Origin of the sequence: Actinomyces sp. oral taxon 448 str. F0400 (assembly GCF_000220835.1) — a bacterium.
Taxonomy (GTDB): Bacteria; Actinomycetota; Actinomycetes; order Actinomycetales; family Actinomycetaceae; genus Actinomyces.
Genome location: NZ_GL985606.1, coordinates 2,543,304 through 2,567,001 on the forward strand (window position 1 = coordinate 2,543,304; position 23,698 = coordinate 2,567,001).

A 23,698-nucleotide genomic window follows, 5' to 3' on the forward strand; every position below is an offset into this window, starting at 1 on the left:
GCGCCGTCGTCGCCTTCGGCTCCGGCCCGCGGCGCACGGCCACGCGGGCGACGGCGGGGGCGTCCTCGGGGACAACACCGAGGGGACCGGGACGGGTGAAGGTCCCCGGGGTGGCGTCCGGGCCCAGGCGGCGCGGCAGAGTCAGCAGGAAGGAAGCCCCTTCCTGCGGCCATCCCCAGGCGACGAGGGTGCCCCCGTGCAAGGTGGCGTCCTCCAGCGAGATGGACAGACCCAGCCCCGTCCCGCCCAGGGTCCGCTTGCGGGAGGGGTCCGCCCGGTAGAACCGGTCGAAGACCTGCTTGACGACGTCGGGGCTCATGCCGACGCCGTGGTCGCGCACCCGGACGGCCACGGCGTCGTCGGATTCGGCGATGGCGATGTCGATGCGGGAGCCCTCGGCGTGCTCGAGGGCGTTAACGATGAGGTTGCGCAGAATGCGCTCGACGCGCGTGGAATCGACCTCGGCGACGACCGGAGTCGCAGGCGCGTCGAGGACCACCTGCGAGCCCTTGGCCTCGATGTGCACGGCGACCAGGTCGAGCACACCCAGGGTCAGCGCGACGATGTCGGCCTCCTCGGCGCGCAGCTGGACGCGCCCGGAGTCGATGCGCGAAATCTCCAGCAGGTCGGTGAGCATGGACTCGAAACGGTCGATCTCCCGCATGAGGATCTCGAGACTGCGTGCGGCGAAAGGATCCTCGATCTCCTCGCGCGCCTCCCAGATCTGCTCGCTGGCCAGGCGGATCGAGGCCAACGGCGTGCGCAGCTCGTGGGAGACGTCGGAGACGAACAGCCTCTCGATCTTCGACAGCTTCTCCCAGGCCTCGATCTGCGCCTCCAGGGAGGCCGCCATCTCGTTGAAGGAGCGCGACAGGGTGGCGATCTCATCCTCCCCGTGAACGGGCAGACGCTCGCTCAGGCGTCCGCCGGCCAGGCGCTGGGAGGCCAGCGAGGTTCGCCGAATGGGGATGAGCACGCGCCAGGTCATGGCCCAGATGCCCAGGATGAGCATGAGGAGGAATCCCGAGCCGGCAATGACGACGGCCCGGGAGGCCAGGTCGATGACGTTCTGCTCGGGGGCCAGGGTGTAGACCAGGAAGAGGTCGTAGTCGCCGGCCAGCGGCAGTGACACCCTCTGCCCGACGATGATGCCCGGACTGGTCCCGTTGTCGGAGTCCACGGAGACGGACTGGAAGTACGGCCGGTGCTCGTTGGCGCCCTGGGCGATGGACTCGGTGAGCCTGTCGGAGACCAGATCCGTGAGCCTGGCATCGGTGGTCAGATCGTTGATGACATTGGTCGTCGTCTCGGTGCCGCTCCGTTTCAGGATGACGCCGACGCAGCCCGCCCCGGCGCAGGACTCCCCGATGGACGAGACCTGCGCCTGGGCGGCCGCGGCCACCTGGTCCGCCGTCGTCGCGCCGGAGGTGTCAAAAGCCGCCTGAGCGGTGGCCGCCCTCAGGCGGGCGTCCGCCAGGATGACCTCACGACGGTCCTCGAAGACGTCGTCGCGGATGCGGGCCGTAACGACGACCAGCAGGATAACGATCAGGACGATGCCGGCGGCCATGGCGAACAGCGCCATCCGCGTGGCCAGGCTCCGCCGGATGGCCGACAGGGACGGCATGACGCCATCGCGCCGGCGCAGTCCGGGACTGCTCACGGGCGCCGGCTCGTCCTCGGGCGTCCTGCGCGAGGCTGCGGGTGAGCTCGCGCGAGCGGATCGGTGGGAGAAGGCCACGAGCCGGGTGCCGCCCGCGGATCAGGCCGCGTCGCCGGCGCGGTAACCGACGCCGCGGACGGTCACGACGATCGCCGGATGCTCGGGGTCGTGCTCGATCTTGGCGCGCAGCCGCTGGACGTGCACGTTGACCAGCCGGGTATCGGCGGCGTGCTGGTAGCCCCACACCTGTTCGAGGAGCTCCTCGCGAGTGAACACCTTCCAGGGAGTGCGCGCCAGTGTGACCAGCAGATCGAACTCGAGGGGCGTCAGGCTGATCTTGGTCTCCCCGCGGCGAACCTGATGGCCGGCGACGTCGATGTCGAGGTCGCCGGCACGCACGTGCTCCGCGTTGCCGCCGTCGGAGGTGCGGCGCAGGCGGGTGCGCACACGGGCCAGCAGCTCCTTGGACTTGAAGGGCTTGGTGACGTAATCGTCGGCCCCCGCCTCCAGACCGGAGACGACATCCTGGGTATCCGTACGAGCGGTGAGCATGATGACGGGAACGTCCGACTCCTCTCGAATATGCCGGCATATCTCGACCCCGTCGACACCGGGAAGCATGAGGTCCAGAAGGACGAGGTCGGGGTCGGAATCGTGGAAGACGTTGACAGCGGAGGCCCCGTCAGCACAGTACGAGGGCTCATAACCCTCGGCCGTGAGCATGATGCCGATCATCTCTGACAGGGCCGTGTCGTCGTCAACGACCAGGATGCGGGTGCTCATGGAACGTATCTTGGCACGAAGAAGCCCGCGGCGTGGCATTGTGCAGCACGCGCCGGCACCGTGTCTGATCCGTGACCTTACCACCCCGAACCGATCTTCGCGCAAGAGGACCCGAGCCGTCTCATGCCGTCTCATCTCCTCCTCGGGGCGGAGGAGCGCCTCCGGACCGGCATGTCACAGTGTGCCCATGACCAGCCAGACCAGTGGGACCCCGAACCAGCCGTGGCAGCCGCCCTCCGAGGAATCCCAGGAGCCCCAGCAGCCTCCGCGCTACGGCGCCTACGGCGAAGCTCGCGCGCAGCCGCCTGGGTCCGGCTCCGCGCCGCAGGAGCCGGACCCGGGCGCCGCGGGCCAGTACGCTGGCCGGGCGGCGGCCTACGGCGCCTTCGGGGCGACCGGTCCCGGCCAGCGGGGGGCGTTCTTCCTCGCCCCCAAGCCGGGCATCGTGCCCCTGCGCCCGCTGAGCATCACCGAGATCATCGGCGGCGCCTTTGAGGCGCTGCGCGCCAACCCGCGCGCCATGTTCCTGCCCTCCCTCGTGATCATGAGCGTCATCGGCCTCATCTCGGGGGCCCTGACGTACATGAGCTCACACACTCAGTACGACACCATGCAGGCTCTGTCGGCCTCGCAGGATCCGTCACCGGATGAGATCTTCTCCGCCCTCCAGCTCACCGGCTCCGCCGGCGCGGCTCAGCTCATCGACTTTCTGCTTCTGGCCCTGGCCACCACAATCCTGACCGGTCTGCTCATCGTGGCGGTTTCCCGCTCCGTGCTCGGACGCATCGCCACTCCGGGCGCAGTCTGGCAGAGAGTGCGCTCGCGCATCTGGCCGCTCATCGGCCAGTCTCTGCTCATCGAACTGATCACCGCCGTGATGAGCCTGGCCTCACTGGCCATCGGGTTCGTCATCCTCTTCGCCTTGTTCAGCTCGAGCAGCAACAATCCAAGCCTCGCGACCATCATCTTCGGTCTCCTCGCCGTCCTCATCCTGGTCGCGATCATCATGATCGCCAGCTGCTTCTTCGCGGTTCGCCTCTACCTGGCGGCCGCCGCCCTCATCCTGGAGAACGTGAGCGTGTGGGAGGGCATACGCCGCTCGTGGCACCTGACTAAGGGCAGCTTCTGGAGGGTGCTCGGCATCCTGGTACTGACCACGCTCATCACTCTCGTCCTCCTCGGGGCCATCATGTCGGCCATGAGCATCGCCAGCCAGTTGGCCATGTCGGCCGGGGCGGGCATGTACGCCACGGTCTCAGCTGTGACGGCCTTCGCCACCTCGCTCCTTCAAGCAGCGATCCTGCCGTTCTCCTCGGCGGTCAACGCGCTGACCTACATCGACCTGCGTATGCGCACCGAGGGCCTGGACGTGGAGTTGCGTCAAGCCGCCAAGGTGTGACGCCGACCTGATCGAGCTCCGTCATGTCCGCAACCCTTCCGGCCCTTCCCCATGCGCGCGCTGTGAGCGCGGTGAGCATCATGAGCACCGCGAGCATCATGAGCGCGGCCCGGGCATCCGCGTCGCCCGCGCACGCGGGCGCCCGGGGAGTCGACGCGCCCGCCACTCCGGACGCCGACGAGGCCCGCCGGGCCGCCGAGCGAGAACTCGCCCGCCCGGAATACCGGGACGAGAGCCTGCTGGGGAGGCTCTGGCGATGGCTGTCGGAGCATCTCAACCTGCGCGGCGTCGTCCCCGCAGGCCCCGATTGGCTATCCATCCTCATCGTCGTCGTCATCGCACTCGCCCTTGTCACGGTCCTGATCCTCCTGCTCACGCGCATCACCCGAGTGCAGCGCATCCGCACCGGCCACGACCTGTTCGAGGACGACGACCGCGATTCCGCCGCTCTGAACGTGGCCGCCGACGGCGCCGCCGTCCGCGGGGACTGGACCACCGCCATTGTCGAACGCTTCCGGGCGATCATCCGCTCCCTCGACGAACGCGGCGCCATCGACGATTATCCCGGGATGACCGCTCACGAGGCGGCGGCGGCCGCGTCCGCCGCCGTCGTCGATCACGCCGATGACCTCCTGCACGCGGGAACGCTCTTCGACGCCGTGCGCTACGGGGAGGTCGTCTCCACCCCGGCGCAGGACTCCTGGATGCGCACCCTGGCCGACGCCGTCGCGCATGCACACCTGGCGCCCCAGACCGCGCCCATGGGCATCCCCGCCTGGGGGGACGGGGGCCTGCCATGACGACCTCCGTGTCCTCGCGCCCCGAGCCGACCGAGCCCCGCACGAGGCGCCCAACGGACCCCCCGGGAGCCGGCGACCAGGTGGCCGGCGAGCCCCCGGCCGCCAGAGTGCGTCGGTGGCGCCCCTTCATCCTGGCCGTGGGACTGCTCCTGATCGTCACCGTCGTCGTGAACCTGCTGAAACCCCAGCACTCCGATCGCCCGCTCGCGATCGACAACCCGGGGCGGAACGGGGCGCAGGCTCTCGCCCGGCTTCTGCGCGATGAGGGGGTGTCGGTCGAAACCGTCCGCTCCACCGATGCGGCCGTGCGCTCGGCCGGGCCGAATACGACGGTAGTCCTGCTCAACGCCGGGGACCTGGACAACCACGAGCGGGAGGAGCTGTCGGACGCCGGCGCCGACATCGTCGTCCTCGGTGCGCTCCACCAGGACCTGACGGGGCTGAGCGAACCGGCCGGGCTGACCGCCTCTGAGCAGTCGGCTCCCACCGACGTCCTTTTGACGGCCCAGTGCGCAGACGCCGACGCCACGGCGGCCGTCTCCGTGCTCGGCCCGCACGGCTCAGTGCGGCCGGGCTCCTCCGGCGCCATCGGCTGCTTCCCCGTCGACGAGGGCGGCTACGCCTACGCGACCGCCGCCACCGGAGGCGGCGGCGCGCTGCGCGTCATCGCCGACGCCGGCATGGCGACCAATTCGCGGCTGACCGACGCGGGCCATGCGTCCCTGGCGGTGCGCGCGCTCGGGCACCACGATCACGTGGTGTGGTTCGACGCCTCCCAGCAGCAGCCCCGGGCGGTGTGGGATACCGACTCGGTGCCGCGCTGGATGCCGGTTCTGATTCTCCAGGGCGCCATCATCGTCTGCGCGCTGGCCGCGGTCCGAGGACGGCGCTTCGGACCGATCGTTGTCGAGAACCTGCCCGTTGTCGTCCGGGCGACCGAGACGACACGCGGACGGGGCCGCCTGTATCGTCGCGCGGGAGCCCGCGACCGCGCGGCTCGGGCCCTGCGCACCGCCACCGCGCTGCGTCTGGCCCCCAGGCTCGGCCTGCCCTCGCAGGCCCGCCCCGCCGATGTCGCCGACGCCGCCGCCCAGGCCACCGGGTACCCGCCCCGGCTCGTCCACGAGCTCTTGTGCGGTCCCGTCCCATCCAGCGACCGGGTCCTCGCTGACCTGGCCGTCCAGCTCGACCGACTCGAGAGCGAGGTCCTTGCGAGATGAGCACTCCCACCACGTCCACCGGACCCGAGGCCGCCCGCGAACCGGCACCGGTCGGAACCGGCGACCCGCGCACACTGCTGACGGCCGTGCGCTCCGAGGTCGCCAAGGCCATCGTCGGCCAGGACCCCGCGGTGACGGGGCTCGTCATCGCCATGCTCACCGGAGGCCACGTCCTGCTCGAGGGAGTGCCGGGCGTCGCCAAGACGCTGCTCGTGCGCTCACTGGCCCAGGCACTGGACGTGGACACCAAACGCGTGCAGTTCACCCCCGACCTCATGCCGGGCGACGTGACGGGCTCTCTCGTCTACGACGCGCGCAGCGCCGCTTTCTCCTTCCGACAGGGGCCGGTGTTCACCAACCTGCTTCTAGCGGACGAGATCAACCGAACGCCCCCCAAGACCCAGGCGGCGTTGCTGGAGGCCATGGAGGAGCGCCAGGTCTCGGCCGACGGACAGCCGCGCGCGCTGCCCGACCCCTTCATGGTCATCGCCACCCAGAACCCCGTCGAGTACGAGGGCACCTATCCGCTGCCGGAGGCCCAGCTCGACCGTTTCCTGCTCAAGCTGATCCTGCCCCTGCCCGAGCGGGCCCAGGAGGTGGAGGTGCTCTCACGGCACGCCTCGGGCTTCGACCCTCGTGATCTGAGGAGTGCGGGGGTGCGGGCTGTGGCCGCTCCGAATGACTTGGCCGCCGCTCGGGACCAGGTGCGCACCATCGGGGCCTCCCCCGAGGTACTGGGCTACATCGTGGACCTGGTGCGGGCCACGCGCGTCTCGCCGTCGGTGACCCTAGGTGTCTCGCCCCGTGGTGCTACCGCACTGCTGGCGGCCGCCCGCGGATGGGCCTGGTTGTCGGGACGGAGCTTCGTGACGCCCGACGACGTCAAGGCGCTCGCCACGCCCGCGCTGCGCCACCGCGTCCAGCTGCGCGCCGAAGCAGAGATGGAGGGGGTGACGACCGAGTCCGTCATCAACGGCGTCCTGCGGTCGGTGCCCGTGCCCCGCTGACCGCCCCGAGTCGTCCGTCGAGCGCGCCTGCCCGTGCGAACGCCCGGATGCGGACCAGGACACAAGCTCAAGCTGAGGAACAACCCGGGGAGGAGGAGGCGTGTACCTCACGATGCGCACCGTCTGGCTGCTGAGCGTCGGCTGCCTGCTCGCGATCGCCGCGCCCCGGCCCGCGACGGCGATCGGATGGACGGCTGTCGTGGCGGTCCTCGTCTGCTTCGACGTGATCGCCGCGCCCTCGCCGCGCAGCCTGCGCATTCAGCGCTCCACCGCACGCGCCGTCCGCCTGGGGGAGACCACCACCTCAACGCTCACGGTCACCTGCACCGGCCGCCGGAGAGTAACGGTGCAGGTGCGCGACGCATGGCCGCCGTCGGCCGGGGCGAGCCACGAGCGAGCCCGACTGACGATCCCTCCGGGTGAGCGCCGTCGGACCCGTATGGTCCTGATGCCGACGCGTCGCGGCATCCGCCCGGCCGACTTCGTCACCGTGCGGATATCGGGCCCTCTCGGACTCGCGGGACGTCAGGCGTCGCTGATCGCGCCGGCGCGGCTACGGGTCCTTCCGGCGTTCACCTCGCGCCGCCACCTGCCCTCGCGCCTGGCGCGCCTGCGGGAGATGGACGGCCGCAGCGCCGTCATGGTCCGCGGGTCGGGAACCGAATTCGACTCTCTGCGCGAGTACGTGGTCGGCGATGACGTGCGCTCAATCGACTGGAGGTCGACGGCGCGCCGAGGCGAGATCGTCGTGCGCACCTGGCGGCCCGAGCGGGACCGGCGCGTGCTCATCATGATCGATACCGGGCGCCTGTCGGCCGCGCGCCTGGGCGACGGTCCGCGTTTGGACGCCCATATCGAGTCCTGCCTGCTCATGGCGGCCCTGGCCTCGCGAGCCGGGGACAGGGTCGAAGTCGTCGCCCTCGACGTCGCCGTGCGCGCACAGGTGCGAGGGCAGTCGGGTCCTGCGCTCATGAGCGCTCTGGCGGACACTCTCACCCCGCTGGACGCCGAACTCGTGGAGACCGACTGGACGCTTCTGGCATCCACGGTGCGCTCCACGCTCTCGCAACGCGCGCTCGTCATCGTTCTCACCGCGCTGGACGGGGCGGACGGCGAATCGCCGATGGTGCATGCTCTGGGGGCGGTGGCGCGCGACCACGCGGTGCTCCTCGCCTCTCCCACTGACCCGGACCTGGCCGAGCTGCGTGCCGATCATGCGAGCAGCGAGGCCGTGTACACGGCGGCGGCCGTCGAGCGCGACACCGTCGAACTCGTCCGGATGCGCAACAGGCTGCGCCGCCGCGGGATCGAGGTGGTCGAGGCTGAGCCGGCCGCCATCGCTCCGGCGCTGGCCGACGCCTACCTGATGCTCAAGGCCGCGGGGCGCTTGTGATGACCGGTGCGTGCGCTCCGCCCCGCGTCGTGGGACCGGTGAGGCCGGCGGATTCGATCGGATCAGCCCGCCTCAGGCAGCGCGACGCCCGCCTCCTCCTCGTCCAGGTCCCCCGTCTGCCCGGCATCGGCGGCGCGGCGCCCGAGCACGAGGGTGTAGGCCCACAGCGCCGTCACTGCGAGCACCCCGACAACGAATTTGACCGCCCACGGCATCTGGGACGGCGTTACGAAAGCCTCGATGAGGCCGGCGACGGCCAGGGCCGCCGTCAGTGTGACCGCCACCGTGATCAGGGCCCGGCCCTCCGCCGCCAGCGCGACCCCGCGAGACCTGGGACCCGGTACGAGCAGCGTCCAGAACAGGCGCAGCCCCGCGCCTCCGGCGACGAACACGCAGGTCAGCTCGAGCAGGCCGTGGGGCGTGACGAGTGCGAAGAACAGGCTCAGCACGCCGTGGTCGGCCATGACGGCCGCGGCTCTGCCGATGTTCAGGGCGTTGGCGAACAACACCCATGCGGGCAGGGCCCCCGTGATGCCGCTGGCCACGCAGATGGCGGCGAGGCGCGCATTGTTCGTCCACACCTGAGCGGCGAACTCGCTGGGCTCGTACTGGGAGTAGTAGGACTCGAACATGGAGCCGGCGTAGGCGTCGCGCTCTTCAGGTGTGCCCACGGCGTTCATCGCCTCGGGACTGCGCAGTGTCCACACGGCCACGATTACGGCGATGACGATCTCCACGGTCATCACGCCCGCCGTCCACCAGCGCACCCGGTAGAGCGCGGCCGGAGCCGACCGCAGCCAGAAACGGCGCAGATCGCTCAGACGGGCCTCCCTGGTTCCGGTGATCCGGCCGCGGGCCGCGGCCACGAGAGTCGAGACCTCGGCGATGAGCTCGGGATCCGGGGCGCCCGCGCGAATGCGCGAGAGGTGCCTCGCGGCGGCGCGGTAGAGGCTCACGAGCTCGTCGGCCTCCGCACCGTCCAGCCGGCGCCGACGCGTGAGCTGATCCAACCGGTCCCACTGGTCGCGGTGCGCGGCCGCATACGCATCGATGTCCACGCAAGGAGTCTGACATGGTGACCGAGCCGCCCGCCTCGTCCGAGCGGATGATGACACCGGATGTGGTGGTCACCGGCGAGGCCGTCGCCCTCGAGGTGCGAGCGGCGTCGGCCGGCATGCGCATCCTGTCGGGCCTGGTCGACTACACCCTGTACACGGGTGGGCTCGTGATGACCCTCAACACGTGGCTGGCGATCGCCCCCGCGGACATCACCCTGTCCGGACCGATGGCGATGGTCGAGCTCTCGCTGATCCTGCTGCTGTGGACCCTGGTGCTCCCTTTGACGATCGAGGTCCTCTCTCGCGGGCTGTCGGCGGGCAGGCTCATCACCGGCACCAGGGTGGTGCGCGACGACGGCGGCGCGATACGGCTGCGGCACAGCCTTGTGCGCACCCTGCTGGCATTGATCGAGATCTGGGCGACGGCCGGCACCCTGGCCAGCCTGACCTGTGCGGCCACGCCCCGCGGCAAACGGCTGGGCGACCTGCTGGCGGGCACCTACGTGGTGCACGTCCGCTCGGTAACGCGGGGGGCGCCCCCGGTGCTCATGCCTCCGGAATTGGCCGCGTGGGCGTCGCAAGCGGATATACGCGCGCTACCGGGGTCTCTCGCGCTGGTCGCGCGGACCTTCCTGCAACGGGCCTCGACAATGCAGCCCGCGCCGCGAACGCGTCTGGCGGTGCAGCTGGCGGCCGCGGTCGAACCCCATGTGGCGCCGCCGGCGCCGGCGGGAACGCACCCGGAGCGCTTCTTAGCGGCGGTCCTCGCCGAGCGCAGGGACCGCGAGTTCATTCTCGAGCTGCGCAGCAGGCGGGCCGATCAGAAGGAGTAGAGCCGTATCCAGGGTCGCATCGTCCCGCGCGGTGGAGCGGTGGTGGAGCGTCAGAGGCGGGTCGCCTCGTGGGCCAGGAGGACGGGCACGCCCTCACGCACCGGATAGGCCAGGCCGGCGGAGGGGGACTCCAGCCGCTGGGCGCCGTCGGGCCCGATGCCGTCGACGAGCTCACCGCCGGTGACAGGGCAGCGCAGGGCCCGGCGCAACCAGAACTCGATGCCGGCGGGGGCGGTCTCGGACACGAGCTCAGTCCTCCTTCTCGCCGCGCAGGACGCGCAGGTGGCCGCGACGCGCGATCTCGCCGTCGCCCAGGCCGGTGAGATGGTCGGGCAGGGTGTCGGGGGCGTCATGGGTGAACGGACCGGGCATGATGCCGCCGGGGCGTCCGGTGCGCTCGGCGGGCTGAGGCTTGGGCCGTGGAGCGCGCGAGGCCTCGCGTACTGCGTCGGCCAGGGCGGTCAGATCGTCGTCCGACGGCGGGGCGGGTGTGAAGTCGGTGGCCAGGCGGATCACCTGCCAGCCGCGCGGCGCGGTGAAGGACTCCACATGCCTGGCGCACAGATCGTAGGCCTCGGGCTGCGCCTCGGTGGCCAGCGGACCCAGCACGATGGTGGAGTCGGCGTAGACGCTCGTCAGGGTGGCGACGGCAGGGTTCTCGCAGCCGGGCCTGCGGCAGCGTCGGACTCTTTTCACGTGCGCAGGCTATCGCGCTCGGGGCCCGTGGCCGAGGCGCCCGACGGATCCGATCGCGTCGGGCGCGTTCGTGAGGGACGCGGTCTTACGCCTGCGGGTCGATCTCGTCGGGGCCTCGTCCCAGCACGAGCGCCACCTGCTCGACGACGACACGACGCACGAGCCCGGCGAGTTCGGCGTCCTCTCGGGCGCGGGAGGCGACGGGTCGACGGTAGACGACGATGCGCGAGGGAAGCCCGGCGCGCGGCTGGGCGGCGAATCCCCGGCCGAGGACGACGCCGTGCTCCCACGGGGCCGGATCCGAGGGCGGCACCTCCTCGACGGCGAATTGGATAGAGCCGACCTGGGGGCAGTGGCGGGCAAGGTCGTCGGCGGCCGCCACGACGAGCTCGTCGAAGCGTTCGGCGCGCGTGCGCCACGCCGGCAGGTGGGGAGGCACGAGCGGGCCCCGCAGGCCGCGCCCGTGCCGATCCCGCCGGTGGGCGGAGGCGGGCGCGGGGGCCGGGGCGCGGCGGGACGGATCGGGCACGAGCGCACTCTAAACGACCGGTTCCTGCGGATCGTGTCGGCCGCGTGCCGGGCGAGTCCGTCTCGCCCTGAGGGGCGGGGTGCGCGACTCGTCGGGCTCGGCCGAACGGGGTCCAGCGCCGGACGTTCCCCTGGCGCGTCAGCGCAGGAGCAGGCGGGTCTCGGACAGAGCCGTGGAGTCGGCCACCGCGGGGACGACCGCGATGAGGGTCCCGGCGGCGCTCCCCGTCACCCGTGTCGTCACCACGGCCGCCGCCGCGACCTCCTGGGACCCCGACCCCGCGATCGTCAGCGCCGCGATCTCGTCGGGAACCTCCGGCGTCACGGTAGTGCCGGCCGGCACCTCCACATCCCGACTCCACGTCCCGTCCGCCGAAGTCAGACTCACTGCGGCGGGCGAGCGTCCCGAGTTGGTCAGCACCAGGTCCGAGGACATCTCTCCGCCGCGGGGCAGGGCGATGGAGCCGGCCTCGCCGGCGTCGGATGCGGTCGCCTGCGACCAGGCGACGTCGTGCAGCAGCGCACCCGAGCGCTCGGGGTACTCCCCCGCGCTGCGCACGAGTCGAACGCCCGCGGTCACCGGCGCGTCGGAGCCCACGTGCACGCCGTAGGCCCCCGCGGGCACGCCGCCGAGCGAGACATCGAAGACGGCTCCCGGGTCCACGACCAGGGAGCCCGCCCCCGGCAGGGGCTGGGTCCCGTCCGGCCCGACCATCGACACCGCCACGGTGGCGGGCTCGTCGCCCGGGTTGACCACGCGTACCACCGGCGCGTCCGAGGAGACCGGGGCGCCCTCGGCGGCGTCGGAGGCCTTCTCCCCCTGCTCGGCCGCGTCGGTCAGGACGACTCCGGGCACGGTCAGGTCCGTCGAGGGGGCCGCGCCCGCCGTCGTGACCTCGGTACCCGCCGCCGTCTCGCCATCGAGGGCCTCGGTGACCAGCGCGGGCACGAGGGTGCCACCGGTGGCCTCAACGCTCAAAGCCAGACGCGAGTCGGTGCCGGCCGCCTCCAGCAGGAAGCCCATGGTCTTGCCCGGGGGCACAACCACCCGGCCGCCCGAGGGCGCGAGGAGCTCGCCGACGGACCCGTAGAGGCGGATGGCGGCCGTCACCGACGTGGTGCCGGGATTGGTCAAGCGCAGCTCGGCCGAAGAGCCGAGCTGGGTCGATCCGCCCACGATCCAGGAGATGGCGGTCGGGGGTGTGCAGGGCGCTGCGGTGAGTCCGCGCAGATCGCCGTCGGCGCTCAGCGTGGTGGTCACGCCGACGGCGCCGGTGGGCGCGCGGTCGGCCCGGGCGACGCTCAGCAGCCCGTCGGAGGCCTCGGCGAGCGTGGTGACGGGCTCAGTCAAAGTCTTGCCCCCGTAGGTCAGGGTGGAATCCCCGTCGAGACTGCTCAGCGTCGTGGTCGCAGTCGTCCTGCCGACGTCGACGGCGCCCAGCGTGTTTCCCGGAGCGCCGTGGCAAGCGTAGACGACGTCGTCGGCAGGCATGGGGACGTCCATCGCGGCGACGTCGGCGCTCTGGTTGGCGGGGGCGCGGACGCCCAGCCAGGTCAGCCCGACCGCCCCCGCCGCGAGAAGAGCCGAGGCTGTCAGAGACGCGGTGCGTCCGACGACGCCGGGCCAGCCCGGGTGCCGGGAAACGGTGTTCGTCCCCTCGCCCTCATCGGTCATACGGATGCCCTCCTGCGTCTCAGGGGTAGCGCGGCCAGTGCCGTGACACCCCAGGCCACCCATATCAGACGGGTGACGACGGTGTCCGCGACGGATCCGTGAGCCACGACCAGTTCGCCTCCGCCCGGCGGCACGGTGAAGGCCTGCCGCCATGCACCGGCAGTGTTCTGAAGGAGGCCGACCGCTTCCAGGGGCTCGCCGTCGAGGGTCGCGTACCAACCCGCATCCGCCCGCTCAGCCAGGACGAGAGTGCGCTCCGACCCATCGTCGGGAAGGTCGGCGACGACTTCGGTGGCGGCGCCCGGAGGAGTGGGCAGGGGCGTGGCGGTGCCGTCGCCGGCCACGAGACTGGCGCGGGCGGACTCGGAGGCTCGGCTCGGGGCGACGCGCCAGGAGGCGCCTGCGGAGGTCTGCGCGAGCTCATCGAGACCGGGCGTGGAGTCCAGGCCCGCGCGCGCCAGCGCGGTGGTTTCGTCGTCGGGGACGTCGGCCAGCACAACGACGGCCACGCCGTGAGCGGCGAGGCCGTCGGCGGCGCTCGCGTCCTGCCCCGCAGCGGCGCGGGTGACGATGTCGGCCAGTTCGGCGTCGGCCGGGTCGGTCGGCTCCAGACTCAGCGTCGCACCAGCCGCGGGCCGGGTGGTCGCCGCCGGCAGGTCGGCGCTGCCGGCGGCGGCCGTCAGGCGGCTGCGCAGCTGGGCGGCCAGGACGTCGGGGACGACGTCGGTCAGCTGGGTGCCGGCGCCGCGCCAGGTGCGCACGACGAGCCCCTCGGGGGTCGAGGTGAGGACGACGACGCGCCCGGCGGACGCCGAGCGCTGGGTCTCCTCGGCGATCACGGGAATCCGCTGGCCGCCGGCCCGCAGGGCCATAACGATGGCGTCGGAGCCGACCGCGGTGGAGGTCCGGGCGGCCAGTGCCCAGGCGGTGCCGACGGCGAGCGGGATGACCAGGACGAGAACCGTTACCGCGACCAGCACGAGGCGACGAGCCCCGAGGCCGCGACGCGTACGACCGGCGCCAGCGGCGTCGATGCCGGCCAGGGCCGCCGTGAGCAGTCCCGCCGTCGCGAGGGAGATGCCGGTGCCCGCCCACCCGGCGACCGTCACGGAGCCGGTCCCGTCGGGCAGAACGCCCATCGCGGTGGTCGCACGCACGGCCAGGAGGGCGAGGCCCAGGCCGCCGAGGGCGGCGAGCACGCCCGCTCGGGCGCGGTGGCCACGCCGCCCTGTCGTCACCAGGCCGCACAGCGCGAGCGCGGGCAGAATCGCCAGGAGCGCCCTGACCGCCAGCGCGAGCGTCGGGCTGGCCGTCAGTGCATCGATGTCCACGGGCACGCCCAGGAGCGTATCGACGGCGGAGGGAGGGGGGACGGACACGGGGACGCCGGTGTCCGTGAGCAGGTAGCGCAGGCCGGCAGTGACGCTGTCGGCCGAGGCGGTGCTCGCGGCCCTCCACCACGCGGGCGCCGCGGTGGCGACGACGGGCAGTACGGTGAGTACGAGCCGCACCGCGGAGCGGCGCACCACGACCATGAGGACCAGCAGGCAGGGGACCACCACGGCGGCGGTGACCGGGGCGGCCGCGACGAGAAGGGCCAGGAGGAGTCCGGCGACGGCGGCGGCCGTCGCCGAACCGGGCCCGTACTCCTCAATGGCCGCACCGCGGGCGATCGCCGGTGAGGCGGCGTCGTCGTCGGGGACGCCGGTCGTCGGCGAGGTCGGCCCCTCGTCGTCGCGGCTCGCGACGGGCCCGGAGACCCCCGACCATCCGCCCTCCGCGAGCCTCTCGAGCTCCTCGAACATGGTCGGCGGGGCAGCCTCCCCGCCATCCCCGGCCTCGTCGGACCCGTCCCGCTCCTCGAAGCGCCGCGCCACGGTCCCGGTCGTCGGCTCGGGCGCGCCGAACTCGGCATCATTCTCCTCGACGATCCGGGCGAGGGCGGCAGCGCGTCCACGCGGGGCCGCCGCATCGCCTGATGCGGCGGCCCCGCCCCCGACGGCGCCGGGGATGTCGACAGCAGGCGCCCCGTCATCGTCGTCGGTCCGCGCACTCGGACTCATTTCGTCCTGCGGGTCATCGGCGAGTTCGGCGAGGTCTTCGATGCGTTCGGAGGCGAAGCGGTCGAGGTCCGCCTTCTCCTGGGCGGTGGCGTGGTGGGCCCCGACCAGACCCGACAGGACCACGTCGCGCCGGTCGGCCCCGACCGCCCGCGCCAGAGCGGTCAGCGCCCACGGCAGGGCGAGATGGACCAGCACGGCCGTCAGACGCCCCTGCCCCACGGCCAGCAGGAGCGCGGGGGCCAGCGCCCAGGCCAGCGCCGCCCAGGCGCGCAGGCTCGTGCGCCGGGTAACGGTCCCGGCGGCGAACCAGGCGCCCAGGGCGGCCAGAGGCACGGCCGCCAGAAACAGCAGGTGGACCAGACCGTTACCGTCGAGTCCGAGGCGGCCGGCGACGGCCACGGGTGCTGCGAGCATCGCCAGCAGAGGGTCGGCGGCCGCCGTGTAACCGTCGCCCGAAGCGGCCCAGGTCGCCCAGGCCGCGTTCCACAGAGCGCGCGCCGTCAAATCGAGACCGGCGCTGGCGCCGCCGGTGACGGTGCGGGTCATGAGCACTCGGCTCAGGCCGACTCCCGCCGCCAGAACGGCCACGGCGAGCGTGCCGGCCAGTACGAGTCGGCGGCGACGGGCCAGCGCCGCCAGCTCGCGCACCTCGAGTTCGCTGGGAGCGGTGGCGCGGGTGGAGCGTTCGCGCTCCTGGCGTGCGCGGTCTCGACGCACCGAGCGGATCTCGACGGGGTCGACATACAACCGGGTCAGAACCGAACGGCGCACAGTGGCGTGGGCCGCCAGGCGTCTGCGGCCCCGTCTGACGGCACCGGCGCGACGAGAGACCGTCAGGGCGGCTCTGAGCTCATCACGGGCCAGGGCGGGGGACTTGGTCAGCAGACGCCATCCGGCCCGGACGACTCCCAGGACGAGGAACCAGATCAGCAGCAGGCCGATGGGGCGAGTGGAGAATGTCGCCCAGGCGGTGAGCTGGGCGGTGCGGCGCGCCCGGAAGGAGCGCTCGGGATCCGGGTCGGGAGCGCGAACTCGCGGAGCCGAGAGGCGTGTGCGCACGCCGGAGCGCCCGCGTCCGTCGTTCTGGGAGGGGCGCAGACCCAGGTAGCTGGCACGCCGATGCCGGATCACGGCCCGGGGGACGACAACGACGCGATGCCCGGCCAGGCGGACCGCCCGCGACAGCTCGAGGCCGTCATCGAAGACGGGGAAGGCTGGCGAGGTACCGCCCAGCTCCTCCCAGACGGCACGGTCGATGAGGGCTCCGGCGGTCCCGACCGCCAGGACGTCGGAGCGGTCGTCATGCTGACCCTGATCGATCTCGCCGGGCACGACATCGTTGGCCCGGCGCGCCGAGACAGTGGTGCGAAGCCCGACTTCGAGCAGGCGCTCGGGGCGGTTCCAGTCGACCTGCTTGGGGCCGACCAGCGCAGCGGAACGGGCCTCGGCGACCGCCGTCAGCAGAGCCTCCAGACAGGTCGGTGCGGGCGCGGCGTCGTCGTGAAGCAGCCAGAGCCAATCGCAGCGGTGCCCGCCGTCGACCGCACCCCGAGAGCCGGTCTCCCCGGCGGCCGGCGCCTCGATGTCCTCGGGTGCGCGCGAGTCCTCCGGGCCGCCGACGTCCTGCGATGAGCGATCGGCCGCAGGCGAGTTCCGGCGCACGCCCGTCTCCACGAGGTCGGCGTACCGGTCCAGCCCCCGGACGACCGCGTCCCCGAACCCCTCAGCCTCCGGAACGCGCACGATGCGCGCCCGCGAGCGCGCATCGAGTCCCGAACCGGAGACGGCTTCTTCGACGGGGGTTCCGTCGCCCAGGCCGTTGCCACGCGAAGCGACGTCGATGAGGAGGACGACCCCAGGCGCCCGCGTCTGCCGGGCGACCGCCCGCAGAGTGCGACGCAGATAAGGCGTGACCCCGGCGGTGACGACGACCGCGAGCGCATCCGCTCCGGGAGGGCTCGAGGGAAGCAGGTCGGCGTCGGCCGGGCTCATACAGCGCGACGCTTGAGCTTGCGACGCTCCCGCTCGGACAGGCCGCCCCAGATGCCGAACCGCTCATCGTGGGCGAGCGCGTACTCAAGGCACTCCTCCCGAACTTCGCAGGAGGCGCACACGCGCTTGGCTTCGCGCGTGGAGCCGCCCTTCTCGGGGAAGAACGCCTCGGGGTCGGTCTGCGCGCACAGGGCGCGCTCCTGCCAGGCGAGTGGACCCTTGTCTCCTTCATCACCACCGAAGAGAAACAGTAGAGTCTGGTCGTCGGCTTCGTCCGTCTGCGCAAGCGGACCCTCTCCGAGGATGTTCCACACGATGGTTTCCCTTCAGGTCAGGGGCAGGTAACTACGCATGAATTACACGGGTGTGAGCGAAGAGAGTCAAGCCGGGGAGGGATATGTCACCCAATCGTGATCTTCGGCGTGATTCCAAGGAAAAACCCATGTAACGGAACGATAACGACGCCTCTCGAGACAGGATTTTGAGGGTTCCTCTACACGCCCCGAGGAGAACCTCTCGCACAGGGCTCGGCGTGGATCGCACGGGGGTCACCGCACTCGTTCCGCAGGCCTCCTGCGCCCCCTCGGGCGAGGCCGCCTCGCCCCGCTCGCACCGGAGCGAGGCGGCCCGCACGGACGCTTGAACAACGACCCGTTTCTGCTTGAATCACCCCATGATCGACGCCCTCGCCCAGGCTCTGCCCTCCACCACTGACTCGGATCGCCCGTGGTTGACGTGGTACTCCCCCGACGAGCGCATCGAGTTGACCGGGCACGTCGTGAGCATGTGGCAGGCCAAGTGCGCGGGCCTGGTCGCCGCGGAGGTCGGACCGGATGCGACGGTGCATCTGGAGATGACGCCGCACTGGCGGACGGTGACGTGGTGCGCAGGCGTCTGGCTGACGCGGGGTGCCATCCTTCTGCCTCCCACCGACGGAGCGCTTGTAGAAAAGCTACCAACGACGACTCCCAACCTGTCGGTGACATTCAGGAATCATTGGTTGTTCCCCCCAGCAGACGTTCAGGTTCTTGTGTCAAAGGAGTCCTTCGCGACGTGCTGGCCGACAGCCCTCCCGCCCCTCGCGCTCGATGGAATCGCCGAGGCCATGTCCTACGCCGACCGCTTCGACCCCCTCCCCGCCGAGGGGGACGAACCCGCGCTGCTGGTCGTTCACGACGGCGGGCTGCGCACGGTCAGCAGGGACGCCCTGGCGGCCAGCACGCCACGCGCCGCGGCCGAGGCGGCGCGAGCGGCGGGCGCACGGGCCCTCCTGGTCCGGGAGGAGACCACTGAGCGGGCGATGCTCGGGGTTCTGGCTGCATGGCAGACGGGGCTGACGGCCCTGCTCGCATCTCCCGACGCCGATGCCTCCCTGATCGCCGCGGCGGTGCGGCAGGAGGGCGCGGCGGGCGCCTGAGAGAGCCCTGAGGAGCTCGGCGCCACCACCGCCCCAAGGTCAGGGGACGTCGGCCTGAGCGACCACGCCCTCCCCCTCGATGGTGAGCACGCGCTCGTCGGCGCCGACGAACAGCGCCTGGCCGCACGCGAGCGTCTGTCGACCCGCGGGACTCGTCACCGTCGTCCTCCCCTGGGTCGCCAACAGGATCCTGGGTCCCCGCCCGGGCACCTGCACCCGGCCGTCCGCCGGGACGACCGTGGTCACGAGCAGCTCGAAATCGTCCACGGGCGCGTAGTAGGCGCGGGTGGCGTGCGAGAGGTACTCCGGCGCCGGGCGCACCGGCGGGGCGGCGACGTAGTCGACGCAGGCGAGCATCTCGGGCACGTCGACGTGCTTGCTGGTCAGCCCCGCGCGCAGCACGTTGTCGGAGGAGGCCATGATCTCGACTCCGAGCCCGCTGATGTAGGCGTGCACGCTGCCCGCGGGCACGAAGAGGGCCTCCCCCGGCTGCAGCGTGACCGGGTTGAGCAGCAGCGCTGCGGCGACCCCGGGGTCTCCCGGGAAGGCACGGGCCATGACGACGGCGTTGGCGTCCACGCGCGGCGACGGGGACGCCCCCTGGCTGATGCGCGCGGCGATCTCGGCGACGAGCTCATCGATCTCCACAGTCGTGGGACGGGCGTCCTCGGATACCAGGTCGGTGAAGACCTGACGGATGCCGAAGCGGGTGGGATTCAGGCGCAGGGTGCGCCGCATGCGGTGAGCGAGGGCGGAGTCGAGTCCCGCCAGGACCTCGGCGGCGCGGCGCGGGGCGCGGAAGCCGGCGACGGCCTCGTAGCGACTGAGCGCCAGGACCATCTCCGGCTTGTGATTGGCGTCCTTGTAGGAACGGGCGGGATCGTCCAGGGCCAGGCCGGCCTCGTTCTCGAGCTGGAAGCCCTCGGTCGCCTGCTCCAGGGAGGGGTGGACCTGCAGCGACAGCGCCTGGTCGGGGGCGATGAGCTTGAGGAGGAAGGGCAGCTGGGGACCGAACCGACGGACGACGTCCTCGCCCAGCAGCCGCTGCGGGTCCGCATCGATGAGATCGGTCAGCGTACGCGGACCAACCGCGAGCCGGGTCGGTCCGCATGGGTGGGAGCCGTACCACTGCTCCGCCCACGGGTGGTTGTCAGGGCGCTCGCCGAGCAGCTCAGGGATGGCTGTCGTCGAGCCCCAGTCGTATGACTGGCGTGCACCGATGAGTCGTTCCATAACGCGCACGCTAACCCATAGCCCCGCCCGGCGAGACCGACGCGGGGCGAGGGGCTCGACGCGGCGTGGCGCGCCCCGTATGAGTCACACTGTGTCCATGCGAGGCATCATCCTGGCCGGAGGCTCCGGCTCACGACTCAACCCGATCACCCTGGGAACCTCCAAGCAGCTCCTGCCGGTCTATGACAAGCCGATGATCTACTACCCGCTGAGCACGCTCATGCTCGCAGGCATCCGGGACGTCCTGGTCATCACGACGCCGCACGATGCTCCCGCCTTCCATCGTCTGCTCGGCGATGGGGAGCGCCTGGGGGTGTCCATCTCCTACGCCGTCCAGAAGGTCCCCGACGGCCTGGCCCGGGCCTTCGTGGTCGGTGCGGAGTTCATCGGCTCCGAGCCGGTCGCCCTGGTCCTGGGCGACAACATCTTCTACGGCCCCGGTATGGGGACCCGGCTGCGCCGCCACACCCGTCCCGAGGGCGGCATCGTGTACGCCTACCAGGTGGCCGACCCGACGGCCTACGGCGTCGTGGAGTTCGACGCCGATTCCCGGGTGGTCTCCATCGAGGAGAAGCCGGTCCGCCCGCGCTCCGACTACGCGATTCCCGGCCTGTACTTCTACGACAACGACGTCGTCGGGATCGCTGCGGCCCTCGAGCCGTCGGAGCGCGGCGAGTACGAAATCACCGATGTCAACCGCGCCTACCTGAGAGCGGGCCGCCTGGCGGTCGAGGTCCTCCCCCGCGGCACCGCCTGGCTGGACACGGGCACCTTCGACTCGTTGGCCGATGCGACCGGCTTCGTGCGCACCGTCGAGCACCGGCAGGGCCTCAACATCGGCTGCCCCGAGGAGGTCGCCTGGCGCATGGGCTTCATCGACGACGACGGCCTGCGCTCCCGAGCCGAACCGCTGGCCAGGTCGGGCTACGGCCGCTACCTTCTAGGACTGCTGGACCGCGCTCGGCAGTGACCAGTGCCTCAGGAGCCCACCTCCCCCTGAGTTCATGATTCTTGATCATCTTGTTATGATCGAACGCATCGATCCTCGACAAGAAAGTGAACAATGGTGGAATCGGCCATCGACACGCTCTCACAGCCGCAGTTCGACGTCCTGTACGCCCTCCACCGGGCGGACGCCCCGCTGACGCAGCGACAGATCCAGGAATCGACCGGGATGTCCCTGGGCGGCGTCAACACCGCCGTGCGCACCTGCGAGGCGGCCGGGTACATCGCCGATCGGCGCATCACACCGGCCGGCATCGAGGCTCTGGAACCCTATCGGGTCAACAACGCGGTCATCATGGCCGCCGGCCTGTCCCAGCGCTTCGCCCCCATCTCCTACGAGCGTCCCAAGGGCATGCTGCGCGTGCGCGGGGAGGTCCTCGTCGAGCGGCAGATCGAGCAGCTGCACGCCGCCGGGATCACGGACATCACCGTCATCGTCGGCTACAAGAAGGAGTACTTCTTCCATCTAGCCGACCGATTCGGGGTCGCCATCGCCGTCAACGACGACTACGTGAACCGCAACAACAACGGCTCGCTGTGGGCGGTGCGCGAGAAGCTGGGCAACACCTACGTGTGCTCCTCCGACGACTACTTCACAACCAATCCCTTCGACTCCCACGTCTACCAGGCCTACTACTCGGCCCAGTACGTCGAGGGTCCCACCCAGGAGTGGTGCCTGACCACCGGCCCCGGCGGACGGATCACCGGGGTGACGGTCGGCGGCGCCGACGCCTGGACGATGCTGGGCCACGTCTACTTCGACCGGGCGTTCTCAACCTCCTTCCGACGCATCCTCGAGGACGTCTATGCGCTGCCCGAGACCGAGCCGAAGCTGTGGGAATCGATCTACATCGACCACATCAAGGAGCTCGACATGGTCATCCGCCGCTACCCGTCGGGGGTAATCAACGAGTTCGACTCCCTCGATGAAGTCCGTGGCTTCGACCCCATGTTCATGGAGAACCTCGACTCGGAGATCTTCGAGAACATCTCCGCGGTCCTGGGCTGCCGCAAGAGCGACGTGCACGACTTCTACCCGCTCAAGCAGGGCATCACGAACCTCTCATGCCACTTCACCGTGGGCGACGCCGAGGACGCGGCCGAGTACGTCTACCGGCACCCGGGCATCGGAACAGACAAGATCGTCGACCGCCGCGCCGAGCTCGAAGCTCTGAGCCTGGCCCGGGACCTCGGCATCGACCGCACCTTCGTCACCGGGGACCCCGACAAGGGCTGGAAGATCTCCCGTTTCATCTCCGACTCGCGGAACCTGGACGCATCCCGTCCCGACGAGCTCGAGCAGGCCATGCGCATGGACAGGAGCCTGCACGAATCCGGCACCGCGCTGTCCCGGAACTTCGACTTCATCACCGAAGGCATCAAGTACGAGCGGATCCTCAAACAGTACGGCCCCATCGACGTGCCCGGCTACGACGAACTGCGCGAGAAGGTCCTGCGCTTGAAGGAGCTCGCCGACGCCGATGGGTTCGCCAAGGCGCCGAGTCACAACGACTTCTTCCCCTTGAACTTCCTCGTCGACTCCACCGGCCATCTCGATCTCATCGACTGGGAATACGCCGGCATGTCCGACGTCGCCGCCGACTTCGGCACCATGGTGGTGTGCGCCCAGCTCCCCCGTGAAAAGGCCGACCAGGCGCTCGGGTTCTACTTCGGCCGTACGCCCACCGAGCTCGAGAACCGCCACTTCTGGTCCTACGTGGTCTTCGCCGGCTGGTGCTGGTACGTGTGGGCTCTGGCCAAGGAGGCCGAAGGCGACGACGTCGGCGAGTGGCTTCTGATCTACTACCGCCACGCCGTCGATCATATCGATCGCCTCCTGTCCGCCTACGCGCAGGCCGCCGAGCCCGCTGCGCCGTCGGAGTGAGGAGCGCATCATGAAGTACGGAGTCTTCAGCGGCATGCTGTGGGGCCTGGACACGGTCGTCCTCAGCATGGCCATCCTGCTCGCGCCGTTCCTCGGCTCGGATCAGGCCTCACTGGCGAGCGCATGCCTCCACGACGCCTCCAGCGCGCTCATCCTCCTGACCTACATGGGGGTGCGCGGCCGGCTGCGGGACACGGCGGCGGCGGTCAGAACGCGCAGCGGCAAGGCCGTCATGCTGGCGGCCCTGCTGGGCGGGCCGGTCGGCATGACCGGATACCTCATCGCCATCAACAACATCGGACCGGGCTACACGGCGATCATCTCCTCGTTCTACCCGGCGGTCGGTACGCTGTTCGCCTTCCTCCTGCTGGGGGAGCGCATGCGGTCGCGTCAGATCGTCGCGCTCATGACAGCGCTGGCCGCTGTGATCCTCATCGGCTGGTCGTCCTCCAGCGCCGAGACCCCGGGGTCGCCGATCATCGGCGTGCTCGCGGCACTGGCGTGCGTGATCGGCTGGGGCTCGGAGGCGGTCCTCCTGGCCTGGGGGATGAGGGACGAGACCGTCGACAATGAGACAGCGCTCCACATCCGCCAGACCACCTCGGGCCTGACCTACCTGTTCGTCGTGCTCCCCCTGGCAGGCGCGTTCCGGTTCGCCGTGGGAGCCATCCCCACACCGGCCACCGCCGTCGTCGTCCTCGCGGCGCTGTGCGGAGCGGTGTCCTACCTTTTCTACTACAAGGCCATCGATGTCATCGGCGCCTCACGCGGGATGGCTCTGAACATCTCCTATTCCGCATGGGCCGTCGTCTTCGAGCTCGTGCTCCAGGGGTCGGTGCCCTCCATCCTCCAGATAGTCTGCTGCATCGTCATCCTCGTCGGTACTGTGCTCGCCGCCACCCCCGACTGGAAGGAGCTGATCACCCGCCGTCCGCCGGACGAGACCGGATCGCAACAGACCGACCCCAGCGCGGCATCCTCCTCGCCCGTGCGGTCCTGACCGCGCACCGGATCCGGACCGGGGCGGCCCTCGTCAGTCGGCGTGGGC

At 71.0% G+C, this 23,698-nt stretch carries 20 protein-coding genes; 10 read left to right on the plus strand and 10 right to left on the minus strand.

What is annotated here, in order from left to right; all coding sequences use genetic code 11:
- On the minus strand, positions 1-1,663 hold a 1,663-nt coding region (mtrB, locus tag HMPREF9062_RS10730; protein ID WP_034254219.1), incomplete at its 3' end, for an MtrAB system histidine kinase MtrB.
- Positions 1,664-1,762: 99 nt separating this feature from the next.
- Positions 1,763-2,446, minus strand: a complete 684-nt coding sequence (gene mtrA / locus HMPREF9062_RS10735; RefSeq protein ID WP_009750169.1) for an MtrAB system response regulator MtrA — start codon at positions 2,444-2,446, stop codon at positions 1,763-1,765.
- A gap of 187 nt (positions 2,447-2,633) precedes the next feature.
- Between mtrA and HMPREF9062_RS10740 the strand changes: the two genes are divergently transcribed.
- The 5 genes from HMPREF9062_RS10740 (at position 2,634) to HMPREF9062_RS10760 (ending at position 8,265) form a co-directional block, all read left to right on the plus strand.
- A complete protein-coding gene (locus HMPREF9062_RS10740; protein WP_009750170.1) occupies positions 2,634-3,845 on the plus strand; it encodes a glycerophosphoryl diester phosphodiesterase membrane domain-containing protein in 1,212 nt (403 codons plus the stop codon).
- 80 nt (positions 3,846-3,925) lie between these two features.
- Positions 3,926-4,645: a DUF4129 domain-containing protein gene (locus HMPREF9062_RS10745; RefSeq protein ID WP_034254989.1), complete on the plus strand. Its 720-nt coding sequence runs from the start codon at positions 3,926-3,928 to the stop codon at positions 4,643-4,645.
- Complete coding sequence (locus HMPREF9062_RS10750) at positions 4,642-5,865, plus strand: DUF4350 domain-containing protein (RefSeq protein WP_009750172.1); 1,224 nt, start codon at positions 4,642-4,644, stop codon at positions 5,863-5,865. Before HMPREF9062_RS10745 ends, HMPREF9062_RS10750 begins: the two co-directional genes overlap by 4 nt.
- Positions 5,862-6,872, plus strand: coding sequence for an AAA family ATPase (locus HMPREF9062_RS10755; RefSeq protein WP_009750173.1), 1,011 nt, complete (start codon positions 5,862-5,864; stop codon positions 6,870-6,872). The genes HMPREF9062_RS10750 and HMPREF9062_RS10755 overlap by 4 nt, the downstream gene beginning before the upstream one ends.
- Positions 6,873-6,972: 100 nt before the next feature.
- A complete protein-coding gene (locus tag HMPREF9062_RS10760; protein ID WP_009750174.1) occupies positions 6,973-8,265 on the plus strand; it encodes a DUF58 domain-containing protein in 1,293 nt (430 codons plus the stop codon).
- A 62-nt stretch (positions 8,266-8,327) separates the two neighbouring features.
- Here the strand turns inward: HMPREF9062_RS10760 and HMPREF9062_RS10765 are convergent, their stop codons facing one another.
- On the minus strand, positions 8,328-9,323 hold the full coding sequence (locus HMPREF9062_RS10765; RefSeq protein WP_009750175.1) for a stage II sporulation protein M: 996 nt from the start codon (positions 9,321-9,323) through the stop codon (positions 8,328-8,330).
- Between the two features lie 14 nt (positions 9,324-9,337).
- Between HMPREF9062_RS10765 and HMPREF9062_RS10770 the strand changes: the two genes are divergently transcribed.
- Positions 9,338-10,156 (plus strand): RDD family protein, encoded by an 819-nt coding sequence (locus HMPREF9062_RS10770; RefSeq protein WP_009750176.1) that lies wholly within the window; start codon positions 9,338-9,340, stop codon positions 10,154-10,156.
- Positions 10,157-10,206: 50 nt separating this feature from the next.
- Here the strand turns inward: HMPREF9062_RS10770 and HMPREF9062_RS10775 are convergent, their stop codons facing one another.
- The 6 genes from HMPREF9062_RS10775 to HMPREF9062_RS10800 all read right to left on the minus strand — a co-directional run bounded on the left by HMPREF9062_RS10775 (position 10,207) and on the right by HMPREF9062_RS10800 (position 17,361).
- Positions 10,207-10,401 carry a Trm112 family protein gene (locus HMPREF9062_RS10775; RefSeq protein WP_009750177.1) on the minus strand — a complete coding sequence of 65 codons (195 nt, stop codon included), beginning with the start codon at positions 10,399-10,401 and terminating at the stop codon, positions 10,207-10,209.
- Between the two features lie 4 nt (positions 10,402-10,405).
- A complete protein-coding gene (locus HMPREF9062_RS10780) occupies positions 10,406-10,852 on the minus strand; it encodes a DUF3499 domain-containing protein (RefSeq protein ID WP_009750178.1) in 447 nt (148 codons plus the stop codon).
- Between the two features lie 85 nt (positions 10,853-10,937).
- Positions 10,938-11,381, minus strand: coding sequence for a metallopeptidase family protein (locus tag HMPREF9062_RS10785; protein ID WP_083820064.1), 444 nt, complete (start codon positions 11,379-11,381; stop codon positions 10,938-10,940).
- A gap of 138 nt (positions 11,382-11,519) precedes the next feature.
- Positions 11,520-13,055: a DUF5719 family protein gene (locus HMPREF9062_RS10790; protein ID WP_034254222.1), complete on the minus strand. Its 1,536-nt coding sequence runs from the start codon at positions 13,053-13,055 to the stop codon at positions 11,520-11,522.
- A complete protein-coding gene (locus tag HMPREF9062_RS10795; RefSeq protein ID WP_009750181.1) occupies positions 13,052-17,110 on the minus strand; it encodes a glycosyltransferase family 2 protein in 4,059 nt (1,352 codons plus the stop codon). Before HMPREF9062_RS10795 ends, HMPREF9062_RS10790 begins: the two co-directional genes overlap by 4 nt.
- On the minus strand, positions 17,107-17,361 hold the full coding sequence (locus HMPREF9062_RS10800; RefSeq protein ID WP_172634881.1) for a WhiB family transcriptional regulator: 255 nt from the start codon (positions 17,359-17,361) through the stop codon (positions 17,107-17,109). The genes HMPREF9062_RS10795 and HMPREF9062_RS10800 overlap by 4 nt, the downstream gene beginning before the upstream one ends.
- Positions 17,362-17,783: 422 nt before the next feature.
- Between HMPREF9062_RS10800 and HMPREF9062_RS10805 the strand changes: the two genes are divergently transcribed.
- Positions 17,784-18,527, plus strand: a complete 744-nt coding sequence (locus tag HMPREF9062_RS10805; protein WP_009750183.1) for a TIGR03089 family protein — start codon at positions 17,784-17,786, stop codon at positions 18,525-18,527.
- Between the two features lie 39 nt (positions 18,528-18,566).
- Here the strand turns inward: HMPREF9062_RS10805 and manA are convergent, their stop codons facing one another.
- Positions 18,567-19,760 carry a mannose-6-phosphate isomerase, class I gene (gene manA, locus HMPREF9062_RS10810; protein ID WP_009750184.1) on the minus strand — a complete coding sequence of 398 codons (1,194 nt, stop codon included), beginning with the start codon at positions 19,758-19,760 and terminating at the stop codon, positions 18,567-18,569.
- 97 nt (positions 19,761-19,857) lie between these two features.
- Here manA and rfbA point away from each other — a divergent pair, with 97 nt between their 5' ends.
- The 3 genes from rfbA (at position 19,858) to HMPREF9062_RS10825 (ending at position 23,650) form a co-directional block, all read left to right on the plus strand.
- Complete coding sequence (gene rfbA / locus HMPREF9062_RS10815) at positions 19,858-20,730, plus strand: glucose-1-phosphate thymidylyltransferase RfbA (RefSeq protein ID WP_034254991.1); 873 nt, start codon at positions 19,858-19,860, stop codon at positions 20,728-20,730.
- A gap of 93 nt (positions 20,731-20,823) precedes the next feature.
- A complete protein-coding gene (locus HMPREF9062_RS10820; RefSeq protein WP_009750186.1) occupies positions 20,824-22,650 on the plus strand; it encodes a phosphotransferase in 1,827 nt (608 codons plus the stop codon).
- A gap of 10 nt (positions 22,651-22,660) precedes the next feature.
- Positions 22,661-23,650, plus strand: a complete 990-nt coding sequence (locus HMPREF9062_RS10825; protein WP_009750187.1) for a DMT family transporter — start codon at positions 22,661-22,663, stop codon at positions 23,648-23,650.
- Positions 23,651-23,698: the final 48 nt, after the last annotated feature.

What these genes read in the sequence shown, in the direction of transcription:
- mtrA (WP_009750169.1), bottom strand. Translation starts at nt 2,446, where the DNA reads ATGAGCACCCGCATCCTGGTCGTTGACGACGACACGGCCCTGTCAGAG.
- HMPREF9062_RS10740 (WP_009750170.1), top strand. Translation starts at nt 2,634, where the DNA reads ATGACCAGCCAGACCAGTGGGACCCCGAACCAGCCGTGGCAGCCGCCC.
- HMPREF9062_RS10745 (WP_034254989.1), top strand. Translation starts at nt 3,926, where the DNA reads ATGAGCACCGCGAGCATCATGAGCGCGGCCCGGGCATCCGCGTCGCCC.
- HMPREF9062_RS10750 (WP_009750172.1), top strand. Translation starts at nt 4,642, where the DNA reads ATGACGACCTCCGTGTCCTCGCGCCCCGAGCCGACCGAGCCCCGCACG.
- HMPREF9062_RS10755 (WP_009750173.1), top strand. Translation starts at nt 5,862, where the DNA reads ATGAGCACTCCCACCACGTCCACCGGACCCGAGGCCGCCCGCGAACCG.
- HMPREF9062_RS10770 (WP_009750176.1), top strand. Translation starts at nt 9,338, where the DNA reads ATGGTGACCGAGCCGCCCGCCTCGTCCGAGCGGATGATGACACCGGAT.
- HMPREF9062_RS10790 (WP_034254222.1), bottom strand. Translation starts at nt 13,055, where the DNA reads ATGACCGATGAGGGCGAGGGGACGAACACCGTTTCCCGGCACCCGGGC.
- HMPREF9062_RS10795 (WP_009750181.1), bottom strand. Translation starts at nt 17,110, where the DNA reads ATGAGCCCGGCCGACGCCGACCTGCTTCCCTCGAGCCCTCCCGGAGCG.
- HMPREF9062_RS10805 (WP_009750183.1), top strand. Translation starts at nt 17,784, where the DNA reads ATGATCGACGCCCTCGCCCAGGCTCTGCCCTCCACCACTGACTCGGAT.
- manA (WP_009750184.1), bottom strand. Translation starts at nt 19,760, where the DNA reads ATGGAACGACTCATCGGTGCACGCCAGTCATACGACTGGGGCTCGACG.
- rfbA (WP_034254991.1), top strand. Translation starts at nt 19,858, where the DNA reads ATGCGAGGCATCATCCTGGCCGGAGGCTCCGGCTCACGACTCAACCCG.
- HMPREF9062_RS10820 (WP_009750186.1), top strand. Translation starts at nt 20,824, where the DNA reads ATGGTGGAATCGGCCATCGACACGCTCTCACAGCCGCAGTTCGACGTC.
- HMPREF9062_RS10825 (WP_009750187.1), top strand. Translation starts at nt 22,661, where the DNA reads ATGAAGTACGGAGTCTTCAGCGGCATGCTGTGGGGCCTGGACACGGTC.